Below are 20,402 nucleotides of genomic sequence, written 5' to 3'. Positions count from 1 at the left end.
GCTATGCGTTTGGCTGGAGTGCGGGCTTCCGCTTCACCCGCTTGATCGTGCCGGAGAAGGTAAACAGCGGCCGCCCGGCCGAGGTCAGCTTGCCCCGCAGGAAGATCAGCGAGCCGCCGGCGCGGGACACTTCGCCGACGCATTCGACCAGCTCGCCCTCGCGGGCCGCGTCGAGGAAATCACAGGCGAAATTCGTCGTCACGGCCGGGCCATCCAGCTCGTGGGTGGCGATCGCGAACAGGCAATAGTCTGCGAACGCCATGAAGCAGCCGCCATGGACGTTTCCGGAGCCGTTGAGGTGCTTTTTCTCGACCCGGAACGCCGAGCGGACGCTGCCGTCGTCCTCGATTTTGTGCCAGAACGGGCCGATATGGCTCTCAAAACTGTCGCGAATCCAGGTCCGCCAGCCCGTGAACTCGCCATCGGTGGCGACGTGCAGGTCCGGGCGGCGGGTGGAGGGGACTTTGGTCAATTCGTGCAAGGAAATGGGCCTTCAATTACGGGTCTTTAGTCCTTAAATCCGATCCGTCAGCGCCTTGCAATTCCCGTTCCCGCCGACCGCCTGCCCGCAAAACGTGGGACAGCGGGAAAATGCGCCATAAAGGGCTTTTCGTAGGCCCCCGATCTTCCTAAGAACGGCAAAACGCCGCCGAAAGCCCCGAATCCATGAAGAACGAACCCAAGATCACCCCCGAACTGGTTGCCGCCCACGGGCTCAAGCCCGACGAGTACGAGCGCATCCTGAAGCTGATCGGGCGGGAGCCGACCTTCACCGAGCTCGGCATCTTCTCGGCGATGTGGAACGAGCACTGCTCGTACAAATCCTCGCGCATCCATCTGCGCGGCCTGCCGACCAAGGCGCCCTGGGTGATCCAGGGCCCCGGCGAGAATGCTGGCGTGATCGATATCGGCGACGGCCAGGCCGTGGTCTTCAAGATGGAGAGCCACAACCACCCGAGCTACATCGAGCCCTACCAGGGTGCGACCACCGGCGTCGGCGGCATCTTGCGCGATGTCTTCACCATGGGCGCGCGTCCCATCGCCTGCCTCAATGCGCTGAGCTTCGGCGCGCCCGAGCATGCCAGGACGCGGCATCTCGTCTCCGGTGTCGTCGCCGGTGTCGGCGGCTATGGCAATTCCTTCGGCGTGCCGACGGTCGGCGGCCAGGTGCGCTTCCACACCCGCTATGACGGCAACATCCTCGTCAACGCGATGGCCGTGGGCCTCGCCGACGCCGACAAGATCTTCTATGCGGCCGCCTCCGGCGTGAACATGCCGATCGTCTATCTGGGCTCCAAGACGGGCCGCGATGGCATCCACGGTGCCTCGATGGCCTCGGCGGAGTTCGACGACAAGTCCGAGGAGAAGCGCCCGACCGTGCAGGTCGGCGATCCCTTCGCCGAAAAACTGCTGCTCGAGGCCTGCCTCGAGATTATGGAGAAGGGCTGCGTCATCGCGATCCAGGACATGGGCGCGGCCGGCCTGACCTGCTCGGCGGTCGAGATGGGCGCCAAGGGCGACCTCGGCGTCGACCTCGATCTCGACGCGGTGCCGACCCGCGAGACCGGCATGAGCGCCTACGAGATGATGCTCTCGGAAAGCCAGGAGCGCATGCTCATGGTGCTCAAGCCCGAGAAGGAAAAGGAAGCCGAGGCGATCTTCAAGAAGTGGGGCCTCGACTTTGCGGTCGTCGGCTACACCACGCCGAGCAAGCGTTTCGTCGTCAAGCATGGCGGCGACGTCATGGCCGACCTGCCGATCAAGGAGCTCGGTGACGAGGCGCCGCTCTACGACCGCCCGCATAGTCCCTCTGCCGCGCTGCCTGTGGTGCACGCGCGCGAGGTGCCGGCGCCGATGGGCGTCGGTGCCGCGCTGGAGAAGCTGATCGGCACGCCCGACATGTGCAGCAAGCGCTGGGTCTGGGAGCAATACGACCACGTCATCCTCGGCAACACCTTGCAGCGTCCCGGCGGCGACGCCGCCGTCGTGCGCGTGCAGGACGGGCCGAAGGGTCTGGCGCTGACCGTCGACGTCACGCCGCGCTATTGCGAGGCCGATCCGTTCGAGGGCGGCAAGCAGGCGGTGGCGGAAGCCTGGCGCAACATCACCGCGGTCGGCGGCAAGCCGCTCGCGATCACCGACAATCTCAATTTCGGCAACCCTGAACGGCCCGAGATCATGGGCCAGTTCGTCGGCTGCCTGAAGGGCATCTCGGAAGCCTGCCGCACGCTGGACTTCCCGGTCGTGTCCGGCAACGTCTCGCTCTACAACGAGACCAACGGCCGCGCGATCCTGCCGACACCTTCGATCGGCGGCGTCGGCCTGCTCGACGACTTCACCAAGTCCGCGTCGCTCGCCTTCAAGGCCGAGGGCGAGGCGATCCTGCTGGTCGGCGAAACCCACGGCTGGCTCGGCCAGTCGGTCTATCTGCGCGACATCTGCGGTCGCGAGGAGGGCGCGCCGCCGCCGGTCGACCTCGCGGCCGAGAAGCGCAACGGCGACTGCGTGCGCGGCATGATCCATGCGGGCACTGCGACCGCAGTGCACGATCTCTCCGACGGTGGCCTCCTGATCGCGCTCGCCGAGATGGCAATGGCCAGCGGCATCGGCGCAAAACTGCTGGCGGCGCCGGCGGCGCTCGTGCCGCAGGCCTATTGGTTCGGCGAGGACCAGGCGCGCTATCTCGTCACCGTGCCGGAAGCGGACGCCGGCCGCGTGCTGGCCAAGATGCGCGGCTGCGAGGTGCCCTGCGTGCGCATCGGCACCACCGGCGGCGATGCGATCGCGATCGCTGGCGAGGCGCCGGTGTCGATCGATAGCTTGCGGAAATCATTCGAGCGCTGGCTGCCGGAATATATGAGCGGGAAGGCGGCGTAAGGCGCCGCCACACACTCCGTCATTGCGAGGAGCAAAGCGACGAAGCAATCCAGACTGTCTCCGCGGAGAGACTCTGGATTGCTTAGCTACGCTCGCAATGACGGGTGGAGAGACCTCGGCCTCACAAAACGTGTGACGCGCCCGGAATCTTCCGCAACATTGCCGTCAGTCCCCAGCTCAGCATCACCGTGAGCACGAAGCCGATCCCGGCCTTGAAGATCGCAGGCCACGAATAGTCGAACAGCACATACTGGATCCACAGCGCGATCGGGTAGTGCACCAGGAACATGCCGTAGGCGTCCGCCTGCATGCGGTCGAGCAGGTTCGGCCCCGGCGACTTCTGGTGCAGGAAGAAGGCGAGGATCGCGAGCAGGATCGCGGCCGAGAACAGCACGACGAACGTGCCGTAGATCGCCTGATACCAGTCCGGCAGCACGTTGGGATTCCCGAGGATTGCGCGCTTGATGTAGATCATGCACCACATCAGGCAGTAGGGTACCAGCGTGGCGATCACCCACATCCATCGGTTCTTCGGCAACTGGCCCTCGGCGCTGAGGATGCCGCGATCGAAGTTGGCGGCACCGACGCTGACGCCAATGAAGAAATAGGCGAAGTAGAGCAGGACGCGGCTCGCCTGCACCGAAAACGGTCCGAACTCGAACCATTTGTTGGCGCCGAAATGGACCAGCGCGGGCACGTAAACGACGGCGGTGACGACGGCCAGCAGCAGCCAGAACACGGCCGGCTGGTCAAAACCGCGCAGCGAAACGCGGTTGACCGGATCGACCAGGTGGGCTGAGACCCGGTAGAGCAGGCTCGCGGTCAGGTCGAACGCCAGCAGCACCCACACGAACCAGATCGGCCCGCTCGGCCACGGCCCGACGGTGATCGTCTTCCACCAGAACGAAGCGAAGGTCAGCTCGGGATCGTGCCGCAGCGCGATCGCGTAATAGGCGATCGGAATGACCGTGAATGCCGCGATCACGAACGGCAGCCCGAGCCGCAACAGGCGGTCGCGCAGGAAAACCTGTGGCGCCTTGCGCGCGATGCCGGACCACGTGAACAGTCCCGACAGGAAGAAGAACATCGCCATGAAGAAGCTGTCGGTGCAGAGCACGACGACGTCGAAGCCGATCCAGGACGCCGGGTCGGTGTGACCGAAATAGGTGTAGGGAATGACGGCGTGGTGCAGCAGCACCACCAGCGTGAGGAAGGTGCGGGTCCGATCGAGCGACAGATTGCGCGCCTTGGCCTTCGGCGCGGCGTGCGCCTCTGCGCCGATCGTCGCGGAATGTGACATCGTCATCATGGTCGCCCCGATTGCGCTCCTGCCCTCTCGCCGGACTGTGCCGCTGGGAACCGGATTCAGCAAGCGCAGTTTGTGCCGGGCCTTGCCCGCGGAGCGCCCTCAGGAACCAGTTCCGCGCAGCGAAGTTAGCGTTCGCGAATAGGTTGAGGGCCGCAAAACATGCGGCATTTTAGTCGGAGTTGGTTATGACGATCCTGAAATGGGCGCTGATCTTTCTCCTGGTCTCGATCGTGGCCGGCGTGCTCGGCTTCACCGGCCTCTCGGCCGCCTCGGCCGATGTCGCCCGCTTCCTGTTCTATATCTTCGTCGTGATCTTCCTGGTGCTGCTGATACTGGGGCTCACGATCTTCAGGGCATAGCCGGGCTGCCGCTCAAATGGGGGCCGGGGCGCCGGCCCTCAATTGCCGGCGAATGGCATGACGCGGGCCATCAGCTCAGCCAGGAACTCATCAGGACGATCGAACGGAATGAAATGATCGCCGCCGCGAACCCACACAAATTCCTTATGCGGGGCCGTGATCTCCTTGAAATATTGCTCGGCGGGTTCGCCCGGGGTCACGCCGTCCGCGTCGCCCTCAATGAAGAACATGGGGATCGAAGATCTGAATCCCATCGAGGCCATGTCGCTCTGAAACATCGGCCCGTTCCGCCCGGTCAGATATTTGGTCGAGAAGGCGACGCCCTTGCGCCAGTTGTACAAGTCGAGCAGCGAGACATCCGGCATGAAGAGCGGCGGGATGGGACCGGCGAACTGGAAGCCACCGGCGGGCGGCAGACCCAGCGCGTTGCTCCATTTGTCCGCAATCAGGCGATTTTCCGGGGTGAGGGTCGGCTGTGAAGCGATCGGCGCCAATTCCGCCAGGGCTTCACGATTGTTGGCGGATGCCGCAAGCCGTTGCAGGCGCGCGATCGTGAGCTCGAATGCCTTCTCGAAGGTCGTCCTGCCAACCACCTGGCCCGTGCCGACATAGGCCGAGAACAGATCCGGGCGTTGCTTCACCATGTGAATTCCCAGGAACGAGCCCCACGAATGCCCGACCAGGACGATCCTGTCCTTGTGCAGATGCGTGCGCAGATGCTCGGCCAGCTCGACGCCATCCTGCGTCATGCGCTCCAGTGTCATGGTTGGCGCCAGCGTGTCTCCGGTGGCGCCATACGTGCGGCCGGTGCCTCGCTGGTCCCATTGCACGATGGTGAAGTGCTTTTCCCAGGGGCGCCAACCCGACGACATTGGCCAGCTGGACCCTCCGGGCCCGCCGTGGACGAACAGGAGGACCGGGTTATCCCGATCCTCGCCGCGGATTTGAATCCATTGCTTGATTCCGCCGATGTCGACGAACCCTCCCTCCTGCACGCCCTTTGGTGAGCGGATCGCGAGGGTTTCGGCAGCAAGATGCTGGCGATAGGCGCGAAAACCCAGTCCGGCGGCGGCCACCACGATGAGGATGCCGGCCACGCCCAGCAACGAGACCCCAATCAGTCTTGCGGCTTTGCGCGGCATCTTGAGCCTTGTGTCGACTGAGAGGAAGCGACCTGCGATCGCCCCCGGCGCGATGAGCCTACCCCACTTCCTCGATCTTCACCTTGTCCGGATAGAAGGCGAGATGGCCGGAAATCTCCGTCATCGCGGGGAAGGGCGTCTCGTAGGTCCAGATCGCGTTGTCGAGCGTCTTGCCGTCGGCCTTGACGCTGTAATAGCTCGCGTCCCCCTTGTAGGGGCAATGGGTGACGCGGTCGGTGCGCTCCAGCAGCGCCATGTTGGCGTCCTCCCGCGGCACATATTGCACCGCCGGATATTTCGCCTCTTTCAAGATCAGCGCCTTGCTGGTCTCGGCGATCACGATGTCGCCGGCCGTGACGCGGACGCGCCGGGGATTTTGGGTAATGGTGATGGGGTGGTCGGGCCCTGGAAGCTTCATGATTTCACGCCTTTTCGATCAATCTTGCGCGCGCGGCACTTTGTCGTGCCTTTATCCGGATGGGATCAGGGATATAGTGCCGGAATGCGTGACGTAGAAGGCCGTTCACGCTAAGTTTGGCCCTGCCGGTCCGGGGACCCCGGCAAGCGATTCGAAGCCGAGACAGGAGCAAGACCCGAATGCCCATGGACGCCCACGATATCGAGGCGATGATCAAGGCAGCGATCCCCGATGCCGAGGTGACGATCCGTGACCTCGCCGGCGATGGCGACCACTATGCCGCGACCGTGATCTCGGAATCCTTCCGCGGCAAGTCCCGCGTCCAGCAGCACCAGATCGTCTATCAGTCCCTGCAAGGCCAGATGGGCGGCGTGCTGCATGCGCTGGCGCTGCAAACCGGGGTACCGGGGGCCTGATCTGATCGCGTGACGGGGGGATGACGATGGCTGCGGACAATCCTCGCGGCGCGATGTTTCGCGTCATCGCTCCGAACCAGCACAGCCGCGTCACCAATGCCGAGCTGTTCTTCGACCTCGTCTTCGTCTTCGCCGTCACGCAGGTCTCGCATACGCTGCTGCACCATTTCACCCCGCTCGGCGCGGTGCACGTCACGGTGCTGTTCCTCGCGGTGTGGTGGGTGTGGGTCTACACCGCCTGGGTCACCAACTGGCTCAATCCCGAGCTGACCCCGGTCCGCATCCTGATCTTCCTGATGATGCTGGGCGGCCTCGTGCTGTCGACCACGATCCCGACCGCGTTCGAGGGGCGGGGCCTGTGGTTTGCGATCGCCTACGCGACCATGCAGGTCGGACGCACCGCCTTCTGGCTGTTCGCGACCCCGCGCCATCGAACGGCCGTCCGGCACAACGCGATCCGCATTCTGGTCTGGCTCTGTGGCTCCGCGATCTTCTGGATCCTCGGCGGTCTCGCCCATGACGAGGCGCGGCTGTGGTTCTGGATCGCGGCGCTCGCGATCGAATACGTCTCGCCCGCGGTGCGCTTCTGGGTCCCGAAGCTCGGCTTCTCGTCGGTGGAGGCCTGGGCCGTCGAGGGCGGCCACATGGCCGAGCGCTGCGCCGGCTTCATCATCATCGCACTCGGTGAAGCCGTCGTCGTCAACGGTGCCACCTTCGCCGAGCTGGAGTGGACCGCGGATAACATCCTGGCCTTCGTCTCGGCGCTGGCCGGGGCCATCGCGATGTGGTGGGTCTATTTCCACAAGGGCGCGGAGGCTGGCTCCGAGCGGCTCTCGAAATCCACCGAATCCGGCCGGCTGGCACGGATGGCCTATACCTATCTGCACATGCCGATCGTCGCCGGCATCATCCTGACCGCGGTGTCGGACGAGCTGGTGCTGAAGCATCCGACCGGCCATTCCGATATCAGGACCATCGTGAGCACGGTCGGTGGTCCCTTGGTGTTCCTGGTCGGCACCATCCTGTTCAAGCACGCGATCCGCGGCTTCCTCCAGCTCTCCCACGGCATCGGCATCATCCTGCTACTGGTGCTGTGGTGGTTCGCCGCCGATCTCTCGCCACTCTGGCTGTCGGTCGCGTCGACCGTGATCATGATCGTGGTCGCAGTCTGGGAGTCGATGTCGCTGGGGTCGAAGCCGGAGGAGGCAGAGGCGCATTGAGCTCCGGCCGCACGTGTCCTCGTAGAGCTGTCTGAGCGCACGCCTCGTCCTTCGAGACGACCGCTGCGCGGTCTCCTCAGGATGAGGCTAATCGGCATAGGCGCCCGTTGAAACTGTTGCCGCGCGCTCCGTCCTCATCCTGAGGAGCCCGCCGAAGGCGGGCGTCTCGAAGGATGTGCCGCAGGAAACCGCTCTCAGATTCAACGGAGCCTTTACTCCGCCGCCTCCAGCGCGTGCACCGAAAACATCTTCGCCGCGTCCGTCCAGCTTTCGCGCACCTGCCAGCCCGCGCCCTGCGCCAGCGCAGCAAAACGCTCGAGGCTGTATTTGTAGCTGTTCTCGGTGTGGATGCTCTCGCCGGGGCGGAACGAGAAGCTGGTGCCGAGCAGGCGCACGGTCTGGCTCTTCTTGCTGATGAGATGCATCTCGATCCGGTGCCGCTCGCGGTTGTAGATCGCGCGATGGGTGAAGGCGGACAGGTCGAAATTGCCGCCGAGCTCGCGGTTGATGCGCACGAGCACATTGAGATTGAAGCGGGCGGTGACGCCGGCGGCATCGTTGTAGGCGTCATGGAGGACGCGCTCTTCCTTCTCGAGGTCGGCGCCGATGATCATCTGCGCGCCCTTGCCCAGGATCTTGCGGGCGCTCTTCAGGAAGGCCTGCGCCTCATGCGGCTCGAAATTTCCGATGGTCGAGCCGGGGAAGAAGCCGACCTTGGGCATCGACGCGACTGCCTTGGGCAACTCGAACGGCGTGGTGAAGTCGGCCGCCACCGGATAGATGCCGAGCGTCGGGAAGTCCCGCTTCAGGCCGTTGGCCTGCGCCTTCAGGAAGTCACCGGAGATGTCGACGGGCACATAGGCCGCGAACTTGCAGTGATCGAGCAGCAGGCGGACTTTTGTGGTTGCTCCGGCGCCGAACTCGACCAGCGCCGCATGCTGCGGAATGATCTTCGCGATCTCGCTGCCGCGCTCCTTCAGGATCGCAAGCTCGGTGCGCGTCGGGTAATATTCCGGCAGACGCGTGATCGCCTCGAACAGCTCCGATCCCGTGGCGTCGTAGAAATATTTCGGCGACAGCTTTTTCGGCTGCTGCGAGAGGTCCTCGATGGCCTCGCGGGCGAAGGCGGTGGTCTGCTCGTCGGGGAGATGGGCTTCGGCCAAAGCGCTGGCGTGCACATTCATGATACTCTCCTGAACGCGCTGTCCGGCGCGCATTTATCGTCGGATGAAAACTAGACGTAATCGGCGAGCCGCAGTCCGGTGAACTGCCAGCGATGGTGCGGATAGAAGAAATTGCGATAGGTAATACGGCTGTGGCCCTCGGGAGTTGCAAGCGAGGAGCCGCGCAGCACCAGTTGGTTGATCATGAACTTGCCGTTGTACTCCCCGAGCGCGCCTTCGATGGCGCGGTAGCCGGGGTAGGGCGAATATGAAGACCGCGTCCACTGCCAGACAATGCCGAAGGCGTCGTTGAGCTGGCCGGCACGCGCAGCAACCTCCCATTCCATCTCGGTGGGCAGATGCTTTCCGGCCCAGCGCGCAAACGCATCGGCCTCGTAATAGCTGACGTGGCAGACCGGCGCGTCCGGATCGACCGGCTTGAGACCGGCGAGCGTCATCATGTGCCACTGGCCGTCGATCTCGCGCCAATGACCGGGGGCGTCCCAGCCTTCGTTGTTGACGGTGGCAAAGCCGTCCATCAGCCACAGCGTTGCGGTCCGGTAGCCGCCGTCGCGCATGAAGGCGAGCCATTCGCCATTGGTGACGAGATTGCGTGCGACCCTGACCGGACCGACGAGGGCGCGATGCGCCGGCTTCTCGTTGTCGAAATGAAAACTGTCGTCGACATGACCGACCGTGTGGATACCCTCGTTCAGCGTCAGCCAACCCTCATCCGCGCGTGTCGAAGCCGGGAAGCGCCAGTCCGGATCATAGGCCGGCGGGATCGGGTTCTGCGCGAAGGCATGCAGGATGTCGGTGACCATCAATTCCTGATGCTGCTGCTCGTGATTGAGCCCGACCTCGACCAGCGGTGCGATCTCGCGAAGCTTGTCCGCGCCAACCTCGCGAAAGAATTTGACGACGGCCGCATCGACATATGCTCGATAGGCGCCGACCTGATCGGCGCTGGGACGGGTGATGTCGCCGCGGTGATTGCGGGAATGACGCGGGCCGGCGCTGACGTAATAGGAATTGAACAGGAAAGCGAAATCAGGGTGGAAGGGCCGGTAGCCAGGGGCGTGCTCGCCGAGCAGGAATTGCTCCCAGAACCAGGTGGTATGGGCCCGATGCCATTTCGTGGGGCTCGCATCCGGCATGGATTGAATCTGCTGGTCTTCGGGCGACAGCGGCTCGGCCCGGCGCTCGGTCTCGTTGCGGACGGCGAGAAATGCCTCTTCCAGCCCCTGGGCGAGGCCGCGCGGGTCGGCCGACGGTGACGAAAGCGGCGGGGTGGCCGTAGCGGAGGCTGATTTCGTCACGTTTTTCTCCAGACAGGACAAGAGAACGTTGTTGGCGTTGCCCGGTTCCAAAACCTGGGTTCGTCCTAGATAGGGGCTCCGTTACGGTATGAAAGTCCTCCCCGGCGATGATATTCGTGGCATCATGTAATGGGGCCGGCGTGGCCTGGACCGGCCCCAAGGGGCTGTTCGCCGCCATTTTACTTTGGATGCACAACGGTTTGGGCTACATATATAGGCAGGTATCGGGTTAAATCGGCTGAGCCGGCCCGGAGTGATTGTTGAGGGCTCCGCCCCAGAAGGACACGGATATGAGCATCGCGGAATTCATCGCCAACGAAGTCAAGTCGAACGACGTGGTTCTGTTCATGAAGGGAACGCCGCAGTTTCCGCAGTGCGGTTTCTCCGGCCAGGTCGTCCAGATCCTCGACCATATCGGCGTTGGCTATAAGGGCCTCAACGTCCTCGAATCCGCCGAACTGCGCAACGGCATCAAGGACTACTCGAACTGGCCGACCATTCCGCAGCTCTATGTGAAGGGCGAGTTCGTCGGCGGATGCGACATCGTCCGCGAGATGTTCCAGGCCGGCGAACTGCAGCAGCTGCTCTCCGAGAAGGGCGTCGCCGTCGCGGCCTGACACGTGACCCAGCTGACGCGCCGCATCGGCGGCGCCGAGCTTGAGGTTATCGTCGCTGACATCACGACACTCGGCGTTGACGCCATCGTCAACGCCGCAAATTCGTCTCTCCTTGGCGGAGGCGGCGTTGATGGCGCAATCCACGACGCTGCCGGTCCCGAGCTTCTGGCCGAGTGCCGGACGCTCGGGGGATGTCCGACCGGCGATGCCAAGATGACGAAGGGCTACCGTCTGCCCGCGGGACATGTGATCCACGCAGTCGGCCCCGTCTGGCAGGGCGGCAGCCGCGACGAGGCGGATTCGCTGCGTTCCTGTTATCGCCGTGCGCTTGAGCTCTCCCAGGCCAATAGACTGAACTCTCTAGCCTTCTCCGCGATCTCGACCGGGGTATATCGCTTTCCGGCCGACCAGGCCGCGAAGATTGCGGTCCACACGACCATTGAAGCCCTGCCGGCTGCGCCGCTGGTCACCCACGTCATATTCTGTTGTTTCTCGGAGACAAGCGCCGCGCTCCACACGGACGTTCTGGCGCGGTACAGCAGCCCTTGTGCCTGATGACGTGGTCAGTACACTCCGCTCGGCCACCTTCCGGGGAGGGGATATGAATTCACATTTCGGACTGCGTGCGTTGATTTGCGGCGCACTGGTGTCGCTGGGTGCGATGTCGCTCGCGCGCGCCGAAGGCACCTACGAGATTCCGGCCGGCGCGCATTTCAATCAGGACAAGCTCGCCAAGGTCAGCGAGTTCTTCAATAACGAGGTCGCGACCGGCAAGATCGCCGGCGCGACAGTGCTGATCAAGCAGCACGGCAAGCCCGTCTTCCGCGAAGCCTTCGGCGTGCAGGACGTGGTGAGCAAGGCGCCGATCACGGACCAGACCATCTTCCGCCTGTTCTCGATGAGCAAGGCGATCACCTCCGTCGTTGCGGTGCAGTTGATCGAGGACGGCAAGATCAAGCTCGACGATCCCGTCTCGAAATACATTCCGTCCTTCGCCAATGTGAAGGTCGGCGTCGAGAAGAAGGCCGACGACGGCACCAAGTCGCTCGAACTCGTGCCGCTGAGCCGGCCGATGACGGTGAAGGATCTGATGACGCACACGTCTGGCGTCACCTATGGCTTCTACGGCGACAGCCTGGTCCGCAAGGCCTATCGCGACGCCAAGATCTACGACGGCGATTTCGATCTCGCCGAGTTCGCCGAGCGCATCGCAAAATTGCCGCTGCACAACCAGCCGGGTGCGCTGTGGCAATACGGCCACTCCACCGACATTCTGGCGCGAGTCATGGAGGTCGCAACCGGCAAGCCGCTGCTCGAGATCGAGCGGGAGAAGCTGCTCGATCCGCTCGGCATGGTCGACACCGGCTTCTTCGTCACCGCGCCCGAGAAGCAGAAGCTTCTGGCGCAGCCGGTGCCGAATGACGCCGATTTTCGTGTCGGCCGGATCAATGATCCGACGGTTGTCAAAAAGATTCAATTCGCCAGCGGCGGCATGGTTACGACCATGGCGGACTATGAGCGCTTTGCGCAGATGCTGCTCAATGGCGGCAGCCTCGACGGCAAGACCATCCTCAAGCCCGAGACGTTCAAGCTGATGGTGACCGACCAGGTCGGCCCGACCTCGGGGGTCAGTCGCGACTATTTCTATTTCCCCGGCGACGGGTTCGGCTTCGGCCTCGGCCTTGCGGTCCGCACCGATCCCGGCAACGCCAAGCCGCCGCCGCCCGGCGATCTCGGGGAATTGAAGTGGGACGGCGCCTCCGGTTGCTATTTCGTCATCGACCCCAAGCAGGACATGTTCTTCGTGCTGCTGGAGCAGACCCCGACCGAGCGCCAGCGCGTGCAGCGGACATTGAAGCAGTTGGTCTATGAAGCCATGGAGAAGTGACATGTTCGGGCGCCGCGCGCTGATCGCGGCGCTCGTTCTTTTGTTCGGTGCAGGTGGTGCGCAGGCGGGCTCCGAGGGGCGCGCCCACACTTTCTCGCCAGAAGGTCTGGCAAAGGTTTCTGACTACATCAGGAGCGAGGTCGCAGCCGGCACCTTTCCGGGCGCGATCCTGCTGCTCCAGCAGCACGGCAAGCCGGTCTATTACGAGAATTTCGGCGTCCGCGATGTCGCCACCGAGATCTCGATGAGCGCGGACACGATCTTCCGGCTCTATTCGATGTCGAAGCCGGTCACGACAGTCATGGCGATGATGCTGGTCGAGCAGGGCAAGCTCTCGCTCGATGATCCCGTCGCAAAGTACATTCCGGCCTTTGGCGCGATGAAGGTCGGTGTCGAGACGAAGGCCGAGGACGGCAAGGCTGCGCTGGCGCTGGAGCCGCTCAGTCGCCCCGTGACGATCAAGGATTTGATGCGCCACACTGCCGGGCTGCCCTACGGCTATTATGGCGGGGGCTTGGTGAACAAGCTCTATGCCGACGCCGGTCTCTTCGACAACAAAGCTTTGACCAACGCCGAACTCGTCGCGAAGATCACCACGCTTCCGCTCGCCGAACAGCCCGGCACGAACTGGGACTATGGCCACTCCACGGACGTGCTCGGCCGCATCGTCGAGGTCATATCGGGGAAATCGCTGTTCGCGTTCGAGAAGGAGCGGCTGCTCGATCCGCTCGGGATGACGGACACCGCATACTATGTCGCCGATCCTGCCAAGTGGCCGCGCATCGCCGAGCCGATGCCGCAGGATCGCGCGATCAGTCCGATGACGCAGGTCCGCGATCCCCGGAAACCGCAGAGGTGGGAGTCGGGCGGCGGCGGCCTTGTTGGTACGGTCGGTGACTACGCGCGCTTCTCGCAGATGCTGCTCAACGGCGGCAGCTATGAAGGCCGGCGCTATCTCAAGCCGGAGACCATCGCGCTGATGGCGTCGGATCATATCGGCCCCGGGACGAAGATCGCGCGCGATCAGAATTACTATCCGGGCGGAAGCTCCGGCTTCGGCCTCGGTTTCGCGGTGCGCACCTCGGTGCCATCAGGGACATCGTGGCCGCTTGGCGAATATCGCTGGGACGGCGTCGGCGGCACCTTCTTCTTCATCGATCCCGAAGACGATCTGTTCGGGATCTTCATGGTGCAGACCCCGTCGCAGCGCGGCCGGATTCAGCTCGCGTTGAAGACGCTGATCTATCAGGCGATGGGGCGGTAGCTGGCCGCCTTCGTAGCCCGGATGGAGCGAAGCGCAATCCGGGAACATCTTTCCGCGAGGCGAGGACCCCGGATTTCGCTGCGCTCCATCCGGGCTACGGACTTACGCCCCGCGCACGATCTCTCTGACATACCCGATCGTTTCTTCGACCTGGGCCGCATTGACGTCGAGATGGGTGCAGGCGCGGATGCGGCCGTCCATCATCGCGAGCGTCACGCCGCGCTGGCGCAGTGCGGCGACCATCTTGTCGCCGGCAATTCCGGCGCCATCAGGCTTGAAGAACACGAGATTGGTCTCGGGCTCCTGCACCTCGACGCCTGCGATCTGCGACAGCCCGCGGGCGAGCGCGCGCGCATTGGCGTGGTCGTCGGCGAGACGGTCGACGTGATGGTCGAGCGCGTAGATGCAGGCGGCCGCGCAGACGCCGGCTTGCCGCATTGAGCCGCCGAGGCGCTGTTTCCACTGCCAGACCGCGTCGATGAAGGCGCGCGAGCCCGCCAGCACGCCGCCGATCGGCGCGCCCAGGCCCTTGGAGAAATCGATCCACGCCGAATCCCACCCCGCCGTCATGTCGCGCGGGGAGATGCCGCTTGCGACGGTGGCGTTGAGCAGGCGCGCACCGTCCATGTGGGTGACGAGGCCGTGCTGCTTGGCGATCGCGACGATCTCGTCGAGCGCTGCCTTCTTCCAGATCGTGCCGCCGCCGATATTGGCGGTCTGCTCGACGCTGACGACGGTCTGCGGCGGCTGGTAGCGCGTCCGCGGATGCAGTGCCTTGCGAAAGGTCTCCGGCGTGAACTGGCCGTCGGGTCCCTTGAGCTGGGTCACCTGGAAGCCGCCGATCGCGGCATGCGCGCCGCCCTCGCGGGCGATGATGTGCGCGCTCTCGTGGGCGAGGATCTCGTCGCCGGGACGGCAATGCACCAGCGTCGCGGTGACGTTGCACATCGTGCCTGAGGGCATGTAGACCGCGGCTTCCTTGCCGAGCAGCGCGGCGACGCGCTCGCACAGTGCGTTCACGGTCGGATCGTCGCCGACCTGCTCGTCGCCGACCTCCGCCCGCGCCATCGCCTCGCGCATCGCAGCCGTCGGCTTGGTCTGCGTGTCCGAAAGCAGATTGATGCGCACCGGCGGCGCCTTGGGATCGATCGGGGGAGGGGTATAGAGCATCAACTTGCTCCCTGAGGGGAATGGCACTCGCTCGCGGTCAGCGAGCTCTGGGTGGACGCCGGGCGGCGTGACGAAACCGCATAATAACGATTTCTGTCTAGGTCACACGATAATCGATCAGATAGGGATAAGGGTTGACCGGCAAGCGACGGACGTATGCACGCGTAGTCGTTCGACCTGCGTGGGGGTAGGTCTCTAGCAATGCCATGAGAGCGACAATGCGGCCGCGCACGTGGCCTGTGCCTTGGGGCGAGTGCGCCTCGATGTAGGTCAGAATTTGGTCGATTTGGGCGAGCGCCCGCTTCGTATAGCGGACCTTCACAGGCCGTGCTTAGCCCACATCGCGCGGACTTCGTCGCCGCTGGCCAGCTCGCCGCGGGCGATTTCGGCTTCGGCCTCGGCGAGATCTGCCTCTTCCGCCGCCGTCAGCTGGATTGGTGGCTGATCGACCCCGGCAAGCTCAAGCAGGGTCCGCGCCAGTTCGTCCTGCTCTAAACGGGCAGGCCGGAAACTTTGCTGAAGGCCTCTTCCAGAAGATGAGTCATGCTCAACTCCGCGATGTGCAATCATAGCACAGATGGCCTGAGACATGGGAATCGCCGGCTCAAACAAAAAGGCCCCGGTGAACCGGGGCCTTTGAATGTCGTTCTGCCGAACTGTTAGCGCGAATAGAATTCGACGACCAGATGCGGCTCCATCTGCACCGGGAACGGCACGTCGGAGAGGCCGGGGATGCGCACATACTTGGCGGTCATCTTGCCGTGGTCGACTTCGAGATAGTCGGGGGTGTCGCGCTCGGGGAGCTGGCTGGCTTCGAGCACGTGGGCGAGCTGCTTGGAGGCTTCCTTGACCTCGATCACGTCGCCGATCTTGAGCTGGTAGCTCGAGATGTTCACCTTGCGGCCGTTCACCTTGACGTGGCCGTGGTTGATGAACTGGCGCGCGGCGAAGATCGTGGAGACGAACTTGGCGCGGTACACGACCGCGTCGAGACGACGCTCCAGGAGACCGATCAGGTTCTCGCCGGTGTCACCCTTGAGGCGGCTCGCCTCGACATAGATGCCGTGGAACTGGCGCTCGGAAATGTTGGCGTAGTAGCCCTTCAGCTTCTGCTTGGCGCGCAGCTGCACGCCGAAATCGGAGAGCTTGCCCTTGCGGCGCTGGCCGTGCTGGCCGGGGCCGTACTCGCGGCGGTTGACGGGGCTCTTCGGGCGGCCCCAGATGTTCTGGCCCATACGGCGATCGAGTTTGTACTTCGCCTCACTGCGCTTAGTCATCGCGTCCTCTTCAGGTACATGGTTTGAGGAAACGCGCCCTCCTGTGTGACGGGCTGGGCCCGGCACTGACAGGTCCGATCCCCAAAGCTTAAGGGAGAGGACCACGGGTCGCGAAACGCTTCGCGGGCCGAAATCGGCCCGCGAGCAGGCGGCTTTTAGGTGAGTTTGGGCCGTTCTGTCAATGCGAATAGCCCCGAAATCATGTCCGGACCGCCCGGATCGGCTTCGGCCCGGCCGCGCGCAATTCGGCAGCGATTTCAGTGTTCAGGACCTGTTCCAGCCGGGTCAGGACCCGGGCAATGGGGGCGGCGTCGGTGACCCGGTGGTCCCAGCGGATCACGACATTGATGGTCTGGTCGCCCTCGACCACCCCATAGCTGACGATGAACGGGCCCGGCGTGATGGGATGGAGCTCGCCACCGCCATAGGCGGCCACCGAGCTCACCGCGAAGCTGCCGAACCAGTTGCCGCGCTGTCGGCCGAAATTCAGCCCGACCGCCCAGCACAGCCGCCGCAGCGGCAGCGGCAGGCGGGTGGCCCGCATGATCTTGCGGAACATCGGGATATCGTCGATCGGGGCCGTCTTGGCACGCCGGATTTCGGCGTCCACCGCGGCCAGCGCCATGGCTTCGGGAGCCGCGATTCGCTGCGGCATCACGCATTCCTCGCCGTCTTGGACCCGGGCGATCGCCACCGACGCCACGCTATTGGGCAGCTCGTAGAGCATCGGCCAAGGCCATTTGGCGTAGACAGTGCGCAGGACCGGCTCGTCCCTGGCGACCAGGGCAAAGGCCTTGACGAACATCGCGGCCCAGCCGGCGGACGCCATCGCTCCGGCACGCGCCTCCAGCAGGGGGCGGATATTGAGGGGGCGGGAGAGCGAGACGAATGGCACGTCCATCGACGCCCGCATGAGGTCGCAAATCAGGCGGCGCGGCAGCGAAATGGTCTTGGGCGTCCCGCGCATGGGTCTTTCGGTTCCTGCGGACTAAAATATGTGCAGCGAGCGGGTGGCCCGCTCGCCGCGTGCTCTAGCACGAACCAACCCGCCTGGGGCCGGTCGGTTCGCCGCATCAGGGCGCCGGCGAAGCCAGCGGCTTGGTCTTGTCGACGATGTAAACTCCAAGCACTTTCATGGCCTTGTCGCCATGAGCCTTGGCGTCGTGCACGACGCCTGCCGGGATCTGATAGGAATCCCCGGCTTTCAGGGTTTTCTCCGGCTGGCCGTCGATGAGGAGATTCAGCTCGCCTTCGAGCACGTAGCCGGTTTCGACCCCAGGATGGGTATGGCGTCCGGCCGCGCCGCCCGCCGGGACCTCTGCGATGGCGGTGACGGTGTTGTAGCCGTCGGGAAATTCGACCTTCTGCAGTGGGGTCCGCTTGATGCCGGTCTGCTGGGCGAAGGCTGCGAGGGCAAGGCTGGTGAAGGCGAGAGCGAGCAAAGTCTTTTTGAGCATGGTTCTTCCTCCCTGGAACCGCCGACCCTAGCAGCGTCGCAGTTCCCGGCAAGGCCGCGATCGGCTCGTTCAGCGCTTGATTCCCTCGAACGCCGCCATGATGCCGCGCTGGAACAGCGACCAGTCGAAACCCAGCGCGATCGCGCGATAGCCGCGATCGACTAGGGCGTTGGCCTGGTCGGCGGTGCGGGCCACGCCGCCGATCGGCACGCCGCTCTTGAGGATGCCGGCCTCGGCGCGGGCGACCAGCTCCAGCAATTCCGGATCGTCCATCTGCCCGCGCTTGTTGATGGACGTCGCGAGATCGCCGGGGCCGATCACCGCGACGTCGATGCCCGGCGTCGCCATGATCTCGTCGATGCGATTGACGGCCTCGACATGCTCGATGGTGATCATGCAGATCATCTCGTCGTCGGCGCCGGCCATGTAGTCCGGCATCGACTGGCCCCAGCGGAACGGCGCGTGGAACGGACCCCAGAGACGATCGCCGCGCGGCGGATAGCGCACGCTGCGCACCGCCTTCTCGGCTTCGGCGCGATTGGTGATCATCGGGAAGTTGATGCCGAAGGCGCCGATGTCCATCGGCGCTTTCGCAAGCCACGGCTCGTTCGCCGCGATCCGCACCAGCGGCGTGCATGGCGTGCCTGTCGTGGCGGCGATCATCGCATGCGCTTCGGTCAAGCCAATCGGGCCATGCTCGAGATCGACGATGATCCAGTCGAGCGAGCGCGCCATGATCTGTACGGTCTGCACGCTCGGGATCGTCGCGATCGCGCCAAAGGCGGGGCGCCCCTCGCTCCACAATTGGCGGAGGCGATTGAGCGGCGTTGCGGGGACCGGCATGGGGATGAACCTGCGAAGATGGCGACGGCGAAGCCTAGCAGCGCGCCGTCGAGGCGCAAGGTCAGGCCAGCGCGCGGCCGCCGAAGAACGGCGTCAGCGTGGCCGAAAGACCATGCACGCGGTTCGAGGTGAAGATCATCTCGGCGCCGGACTGCGCGATGCCGCCGATTTGCGTGCCGAGCAGGTCGGAGACGCGGCGGGCGATGGCGGGCGCGGGGTCGATCCATTCGACCGGCCAGGGCGCGAGCGTCTTCATCCGGTCGAGCAGCAGCGGATAGTGCGTGCAGGCTAGCACCACGGTGTCCGTGCGCGATGTCGCGTCCGCGGGATCACCGACGAAGCAGGGGGCGAGTTCGGCGAGGATGTCGCCGTCGCTGATCGGATGGCCGCTGAGCGCGGCTTCTGCCAGCGAGGCGAGCTCGGGCGAGCCGACCAATGTCACCTCGCAACCCAGCGCGAAATCGCGGATCAGCGCCTTGGTGTATTCGCGCTTCACCGTGCCCTTGGTGCCGAGCACCGAGACGCGGCGGCTCTTCGACTGCGCGCAGGCGGGCTTGATCGCCGGCACGGTGCCGACGAAGGGCAGGGAATAAGCGGCGCGCAAGTGAGATAGGACCAGGGTGGACGCCGTGTTGCAGGCGATGACGACGAGGTCAGGATCGTGGGTGCCAATCAGTTCGCCCATCAGCGGCACGACGCGGGCGATGATCTCGTCCTCGCTGTGGTGGCCATAGGGGAAGAAGGCATCGTCGGCGACATAGACGTAATGCGCGTCCGGGCGCGCGGCCACGACCTCGCGGAGCACCGTGAGTCCGCCAAGGCCGGAATCGAACACCAGGATCGTCGAGGAATAGGTCACGTCGCTACCTTAAGGGCACCATGGTTACCATTCGGTTTTTGGGGCGGTTTTGCGGCGGGGCCCGCTTGGGACCAATTTGGAACGATTCAATTTCACGGTTGCCGCAAGTTCCCGCTATCAGCAGCTGCGCTGCGGAGGGGGACATATCCGCAAAACTCCGGAGAGCCGACATGATCAGAAATACCAGTAACGGCTGGGGCAGCGTTTCCCGGTGGCTGCACTGGATTTTGGCGCTGGCCATCCTCGCCATGATCGGCTTCGGCTGGTGGATGAACCACATCCCGGCGCGTCCGGACCGCTTCTTTTACCGCTCGATCCACGCCGATATTGGCTATGTGATCCTGCTGCTGACCGTGCTGCGCCTGGTCTGGCGCGCCGTCAACCCGACGCCGGCGATGCCGCCTGAAACCTCGCGCTGGCAGAAGATCGCGGCCCATATCAGCCACGGCGCGCTCTATCTCGTGGTCATCCTGGTCGCGATGCTGGGCTGGGCGCATTCCGGCGCGCGTACGCCGGATTATTCCGATTTCTTCGGCCTGTTTCAGGTGCCGCAATTCACCTCTCCCGACCGTGCGGCGGCGGGCGCCTATGAGGACCGCCACATCCTCTTTGCCTATGTGCTGCTGGCGCTGATTGCGATTCACGTGGTCGCTGCCCTCTGGCACCACTTCATCCGCCGCGACCGCGTCGTGGCGCGGATGGTGACGGACGAGGCGGGGTAGGGCGGTCCCTCCACGTCGTCATTGCGAGCGCAGCGAAGCAATCCAGAGTCTTTCCGCGGTCGCAGTCTGGATTGCTTCGCTG

At 64.4% G+C, this 20,402-nt stretch carries 23 protein-coding genes; 9 read left to right on the top strand and 14 right to left on the bottom strand.

Annotated elements, in window-relative coordinates:
* Nucleotide 1: 1 nt before the first annotated feature.
* On the bottom strand, nucleotides 2-481 hold the full coding sequence (locus tag AC0L3X_RS36015; protein ID WP_028147494.1) for a PaaI family thioesterase: 480 nt from the start codon (nucleotides 479-481) through the stop codon (nucleotides 2-4).
* A 185-nt stretch (nucleotides 482-666) separates the two neighbouring features.
* Here AC0L3X_RS36015 and purL point away from each other — a divergent pair, with 185 nt between their 5' ends.
* Nucleotides 667-2,877, top strand: coding sequence for a phosphoribosylformylglycinamidine synthase subunit PurL (gene purL, locus AC0L3X_RS36010; protein ID WP_166342513.1), 2,211 nt, complete (start codon nucleotides 667-669; stop codon nucleotides 2,875-2,877).
* A 121-nt stretch (nucleotides 2,878-2,998) separates the two neighbouring features.
* Here the strand turns inward: purL and AC0L3X_RS36005 are convergent, their stop codons facing one another.
* A complete protein-coding gene (locus AC0L3X_RS36005; protein ID WP_166342512.1) occupies nucleotides 2,999-4,186 on the bottom strand; it encodes an acyltransferase family protein in 1,188 nt (395 codons plus the stop codon).
* A 185-nt stretch (nucleotides 4,187-4,371) separates the two neighbouring features.
* Between AC0L3X_RS36005 and AC0L3X_RS36000 the strand changes: the two genes are divergently transcribed.
* The gene (locus tag AC0L3X_RS36000) at nucleotides 4,372-4,545 is read left to right on the top strand and encodes a DUF1328 domain-containing protein (RefSeq protein WP_028158427.1); all 174 of its coding nucleotides are present in this window, start codon (nucleotides 4,372-4,374) and stop codon (nucleotides 4,543-4,545) included.
* Between the two features lie 38 nt (nucleotides 4,546-4,583).
* On the opposite strand, the gene AC0L3X_RS35995 is transcribed toward AC0L3X_RS36000, so the two are convergent.
* Nucleotides 4,584-5,687 carry an alpha/beta fold hydrolase gene (locus tag AC0L3X_RS35995; protein WP_166342511.1) on the bottom strand — a complete coding sequence of 368 codons (1,104 nt, stop codon included), beginning with the start codon at nucleotides 5,685-5,687 and terminating at the stop codon, nucleotides 4,584-4,586.
* Nucleotides 5,688-5,745: 58 nt separating this feature from the next.
* Nucleotides 5,746-6,105 carry a DUF427 domain-containing protein gene (locus AC0L3X_RS35990; protein WP_014494138.1) on the bottom strand — a complete coding sequence of 120 codons (360 nt, stop codon included), beginning with the start codon at nucleotides 6,103-6,105 and terminating at the stop codon, nucleotides 5,746-5,748.
* A gap of 179 nt (nucleotides 6,106-6,284) precedes the next feature.
* On the opposite strand from AC0L3X_RS35990, the gene AC0L3X_RS35985 reads away from it, so the two are divergent.
* Both AC0L3X_RS35985 and AC0L3X_RS35980 read left to right on the top strand, forming a co-directional pair.
* A complete protein-coding gene (locus AC0L3X_RS35985) occupies nucleotides 6,285-6,521 on the top strand; it encodes a BolA/IbaG family iron-sulfur metabolism protein (RefSeq protein ID WP_028147489.1) in 237 nt (78 codons plus the stop codon).
* A 26-nt stretch (nucleotides 6,522-6,547) separates the two neighbouring features.
* Nucleotides 6,548-7,741, top strand: coding sequence for a low temperature requirement protein A (locus AC0L3X_RS35980; protein ID WP_166342510.1), 1,194 nt, complete (start codon nucleotides 6,548-6,550; stop codon nucleotides 7,739-7,741).
* A 212-nt stretch (nucleotides 7,742-7,953) separates the two neighbouring features.
* On the opposite strand, the gene egtD is transcribed toward AC0L3X_RS35980, so the two are convergent.
* Both egtD and egtB read right to left on the bottom strand, forming a co-directional pair.
* Nucleotides 7,954-8,925 (bottom strand): L-histidine N(alpha)-methyltransferase, encoded by a 972-nt coding sequence (gene egtD / locus AC0L3X_RS35975; RefSeq protein ID WP_063982369.1) that lies wholly within the window; start codon nucleotides 8,923-8,925, stop codon nucleotides 7,954-7,956.
* Nucleotides 8,926-8,975: 50 nt separating this feature from the next.
* Nucleotides 8,976-10,274, bottom strand: coding sequence for an ergothioneine biosynthesis protein EgtB (gene egtB, locus AC0L3X_RS35970; RefSeq protein WP_166342509.1), 1,299 nt, complete (start codon nucleotides 10,272-10,274; stop codon nucleotides 8,976-8,978).
* Nucleotides 10,275-10,513: 239 nt separating this feature from the next.
* On the opposite strand from egtB, the gene grxD reads away from it, so the two are divergent.
* The 4 genes from grxD to AC0L3X_RS35950 are packed head-to-tail and all read left to right on the top strand — an operon-like array spanning nucleotide 10,514 to nucleotide 13,992.
* A complete protein-coding gene (gene grxD / locus AC0L3X_RS35965) occupies nucleotides 10,514-10,840 on the top strand; it encodes a Grx4 family monothiol glutaredoxin (RefSeq protein ID WP_085404302.1) in 327 nt (108 codons plus the stop codon).
* Between the two features lie 3 nt (nucleotides 10,841-10,843).
* Entirely contained in the window at nucleotides 10,844-11,395 is a 552-nt protein-coding gene (locus AC0L3X_RS35960) for an O-acetyl-ADP-ribose deacetylase (RefSeq protein WP_166342508.1), read from the top strand.
* Nucleotides 11,396-11,441: 46 nt separating this feature from the next.
* Nucleotides 11,442-12,728, top strand: coding sequence for a serine hydrolase domain-containing protein (locus AC0L3X_RS35955; RefSeq protein ID WP_166342507.1), 1,287 nt, complete (start codon nucleotides 11,442-11,444; stop codon nucleotides 12,726-12,728).
* Nucleotide 12,729: 1 nt separating this feature from the next.
* On the top strand, nucleotides 12,730-13,992 hold the full coding sequence (locus AC0L3X_RS35950) for a serine hydrolase domain-containing protein (protein WP_439035185.1): 1,263 nt from the start codon (nucleotides 12,730-12,732) through the stop codon (nucleotides 13,990-13,992).
* 102 nt (nucleotides 13,993-14,094) lie between these two features.
* Here AC0L3X_RS35950 and AC0L3X_RS35945 read toward each other — a convergent pair whose 3' ends face one another.
* From AC0L3X_RS35945 to murI, 8 genes are all read right to left on the bottom strand, one after another.
* On the bottom strand, nucleotides 14,095-15,162 hold the full coding sequence (locus AC0L3X_RS35945; protein WP_208087609.1) for a threonine aldolase family protein: 1,068 nt from the start codon (nucleotides 15,160-15,162) through the stop codon (nucleotides 14,095-14,097).
* Between the two features lie 97 nt (nucleotides 15,163-15,259).
* The gene (locus AC0L3X_RS35940; protein ID WP_166342504.1) at nucleotides 15,260-15,484 is read right to left on the bottom strand and encodes a type II toxin-antitoxin system RelE/ParE family toxin; all 225 of its coding nucleotides are present in this window, start codon (nucleotides 15,482-15,484) and stop codon (nucleotides 15,260-15,262) included.
* Nucleotides 15,481-15,753, bottom strand: a complete 273-nt coding sequence (locus AC0L3X_RS35935) for a hypothetical protein (RefSeq protein WP_354131441.1) — start codon at nucleotides 15,751-15,753, stop codon at nucleotides 15,481-15,483. Before AC0L3X_RS35935 ends, AC0L3X_RS35940 begins: the two co-directional genes overlap by 4 nt.
* 68 nt (nucleotides 15,754-15,821) lie before the next feature.
* Nucleotides 15,822-16,439, bottom strand: coding sequence for a 30S ribosomal protein S4 (rpsD, locus tag AC0L3X_RS35930; RefSeq protein ID WP_071912408.1), 618 nt, complete (start codon nucleotides 16,437-16,439; stop codon nucleotides 15,822-15,824).
* A gap of 199 nt (nucleotides 16,440-16,638) precedes the next feature.
* The gene (locus tag AC0L3X_RS35925) at nucleotides 16,639-17,406 is read right to left on the bottom strand and encodes a 2-oxo acid dehydrogenase subunit E2 (RefSeq protein WP_166342502.1); all 768 of its coding nucleotides are present in this window, start codon (nucleotides 17,404-17,406) and stop codon (nucleotides 16,639-16,641) included.
* Between the two features lie 106 nt (nucleotides 17,407-17,512).
* Nucleotides 17,513-17,896, bottom strand: coding sequence for a cupin domain-containing protein (locus tag AC0L3X_RS35920; RefSeq protein WP_038941991.1), 384 nt, complete (start codon nucleotides 17,894-17,896; stop codon nucleotides 17,513-17,515).
* A 69-nt stretch (nucleotides 17,897-17,965) separates the two neighbouring features.
* Nucleotides 17,966-18,739 (bottom strand): HpcH/HpaI aldolase family protein, encoded by a 774-nt coding sequence (locus tag AC0L3X_RS35915; RefSeq protein ID WP_028147477.1) that lies wholly within the window; start codon nucleotides 18,737-18,739, stop codon nucleotides 17,966-17,968.
* 61 nt (nucleotides 18,740-18,800) lie between these two features.
* Complete coding sequence (gene murI / locus AC0L3X_RS35910) at nucleotides 18,801-19,598, bottom strand: glutamate racemase (protein ID WP_166342500.1); 798 nt, start codon at nucleotides 19,596-19,598, stop codon at nucleotides 18,801-18,803.
* A gap of 170 nt (nucleotides 19,599-19,768) precedes the next feature.
* Between murI and AC0L3X_RS35905 the strand changes: the two genes are divergently transcribed.
* On the top strand, nucleotides 19,769-20,320 hold the full coding sequence (locus AC0L3X_RS35905) for a cytochrome b (protein WP_166342499.1): 552 nt from the start codon (nucleotides 19,769-19,771) through the stop codon (nucleotides 20,318-20,320).
* The last annotated feature ends 82 nt before the right edge of the window (nucleotides 20,321-20,402 follow it).

It is taken from the genome of Bradyrhizobium sp. MI1.7, from assembly GCF_055811795.1.
The sequence above is the reverse complement of the archived record's forward strand: the minus strand, read 5'-3'. Positions and strand labels throughout refer to the sequence as shown.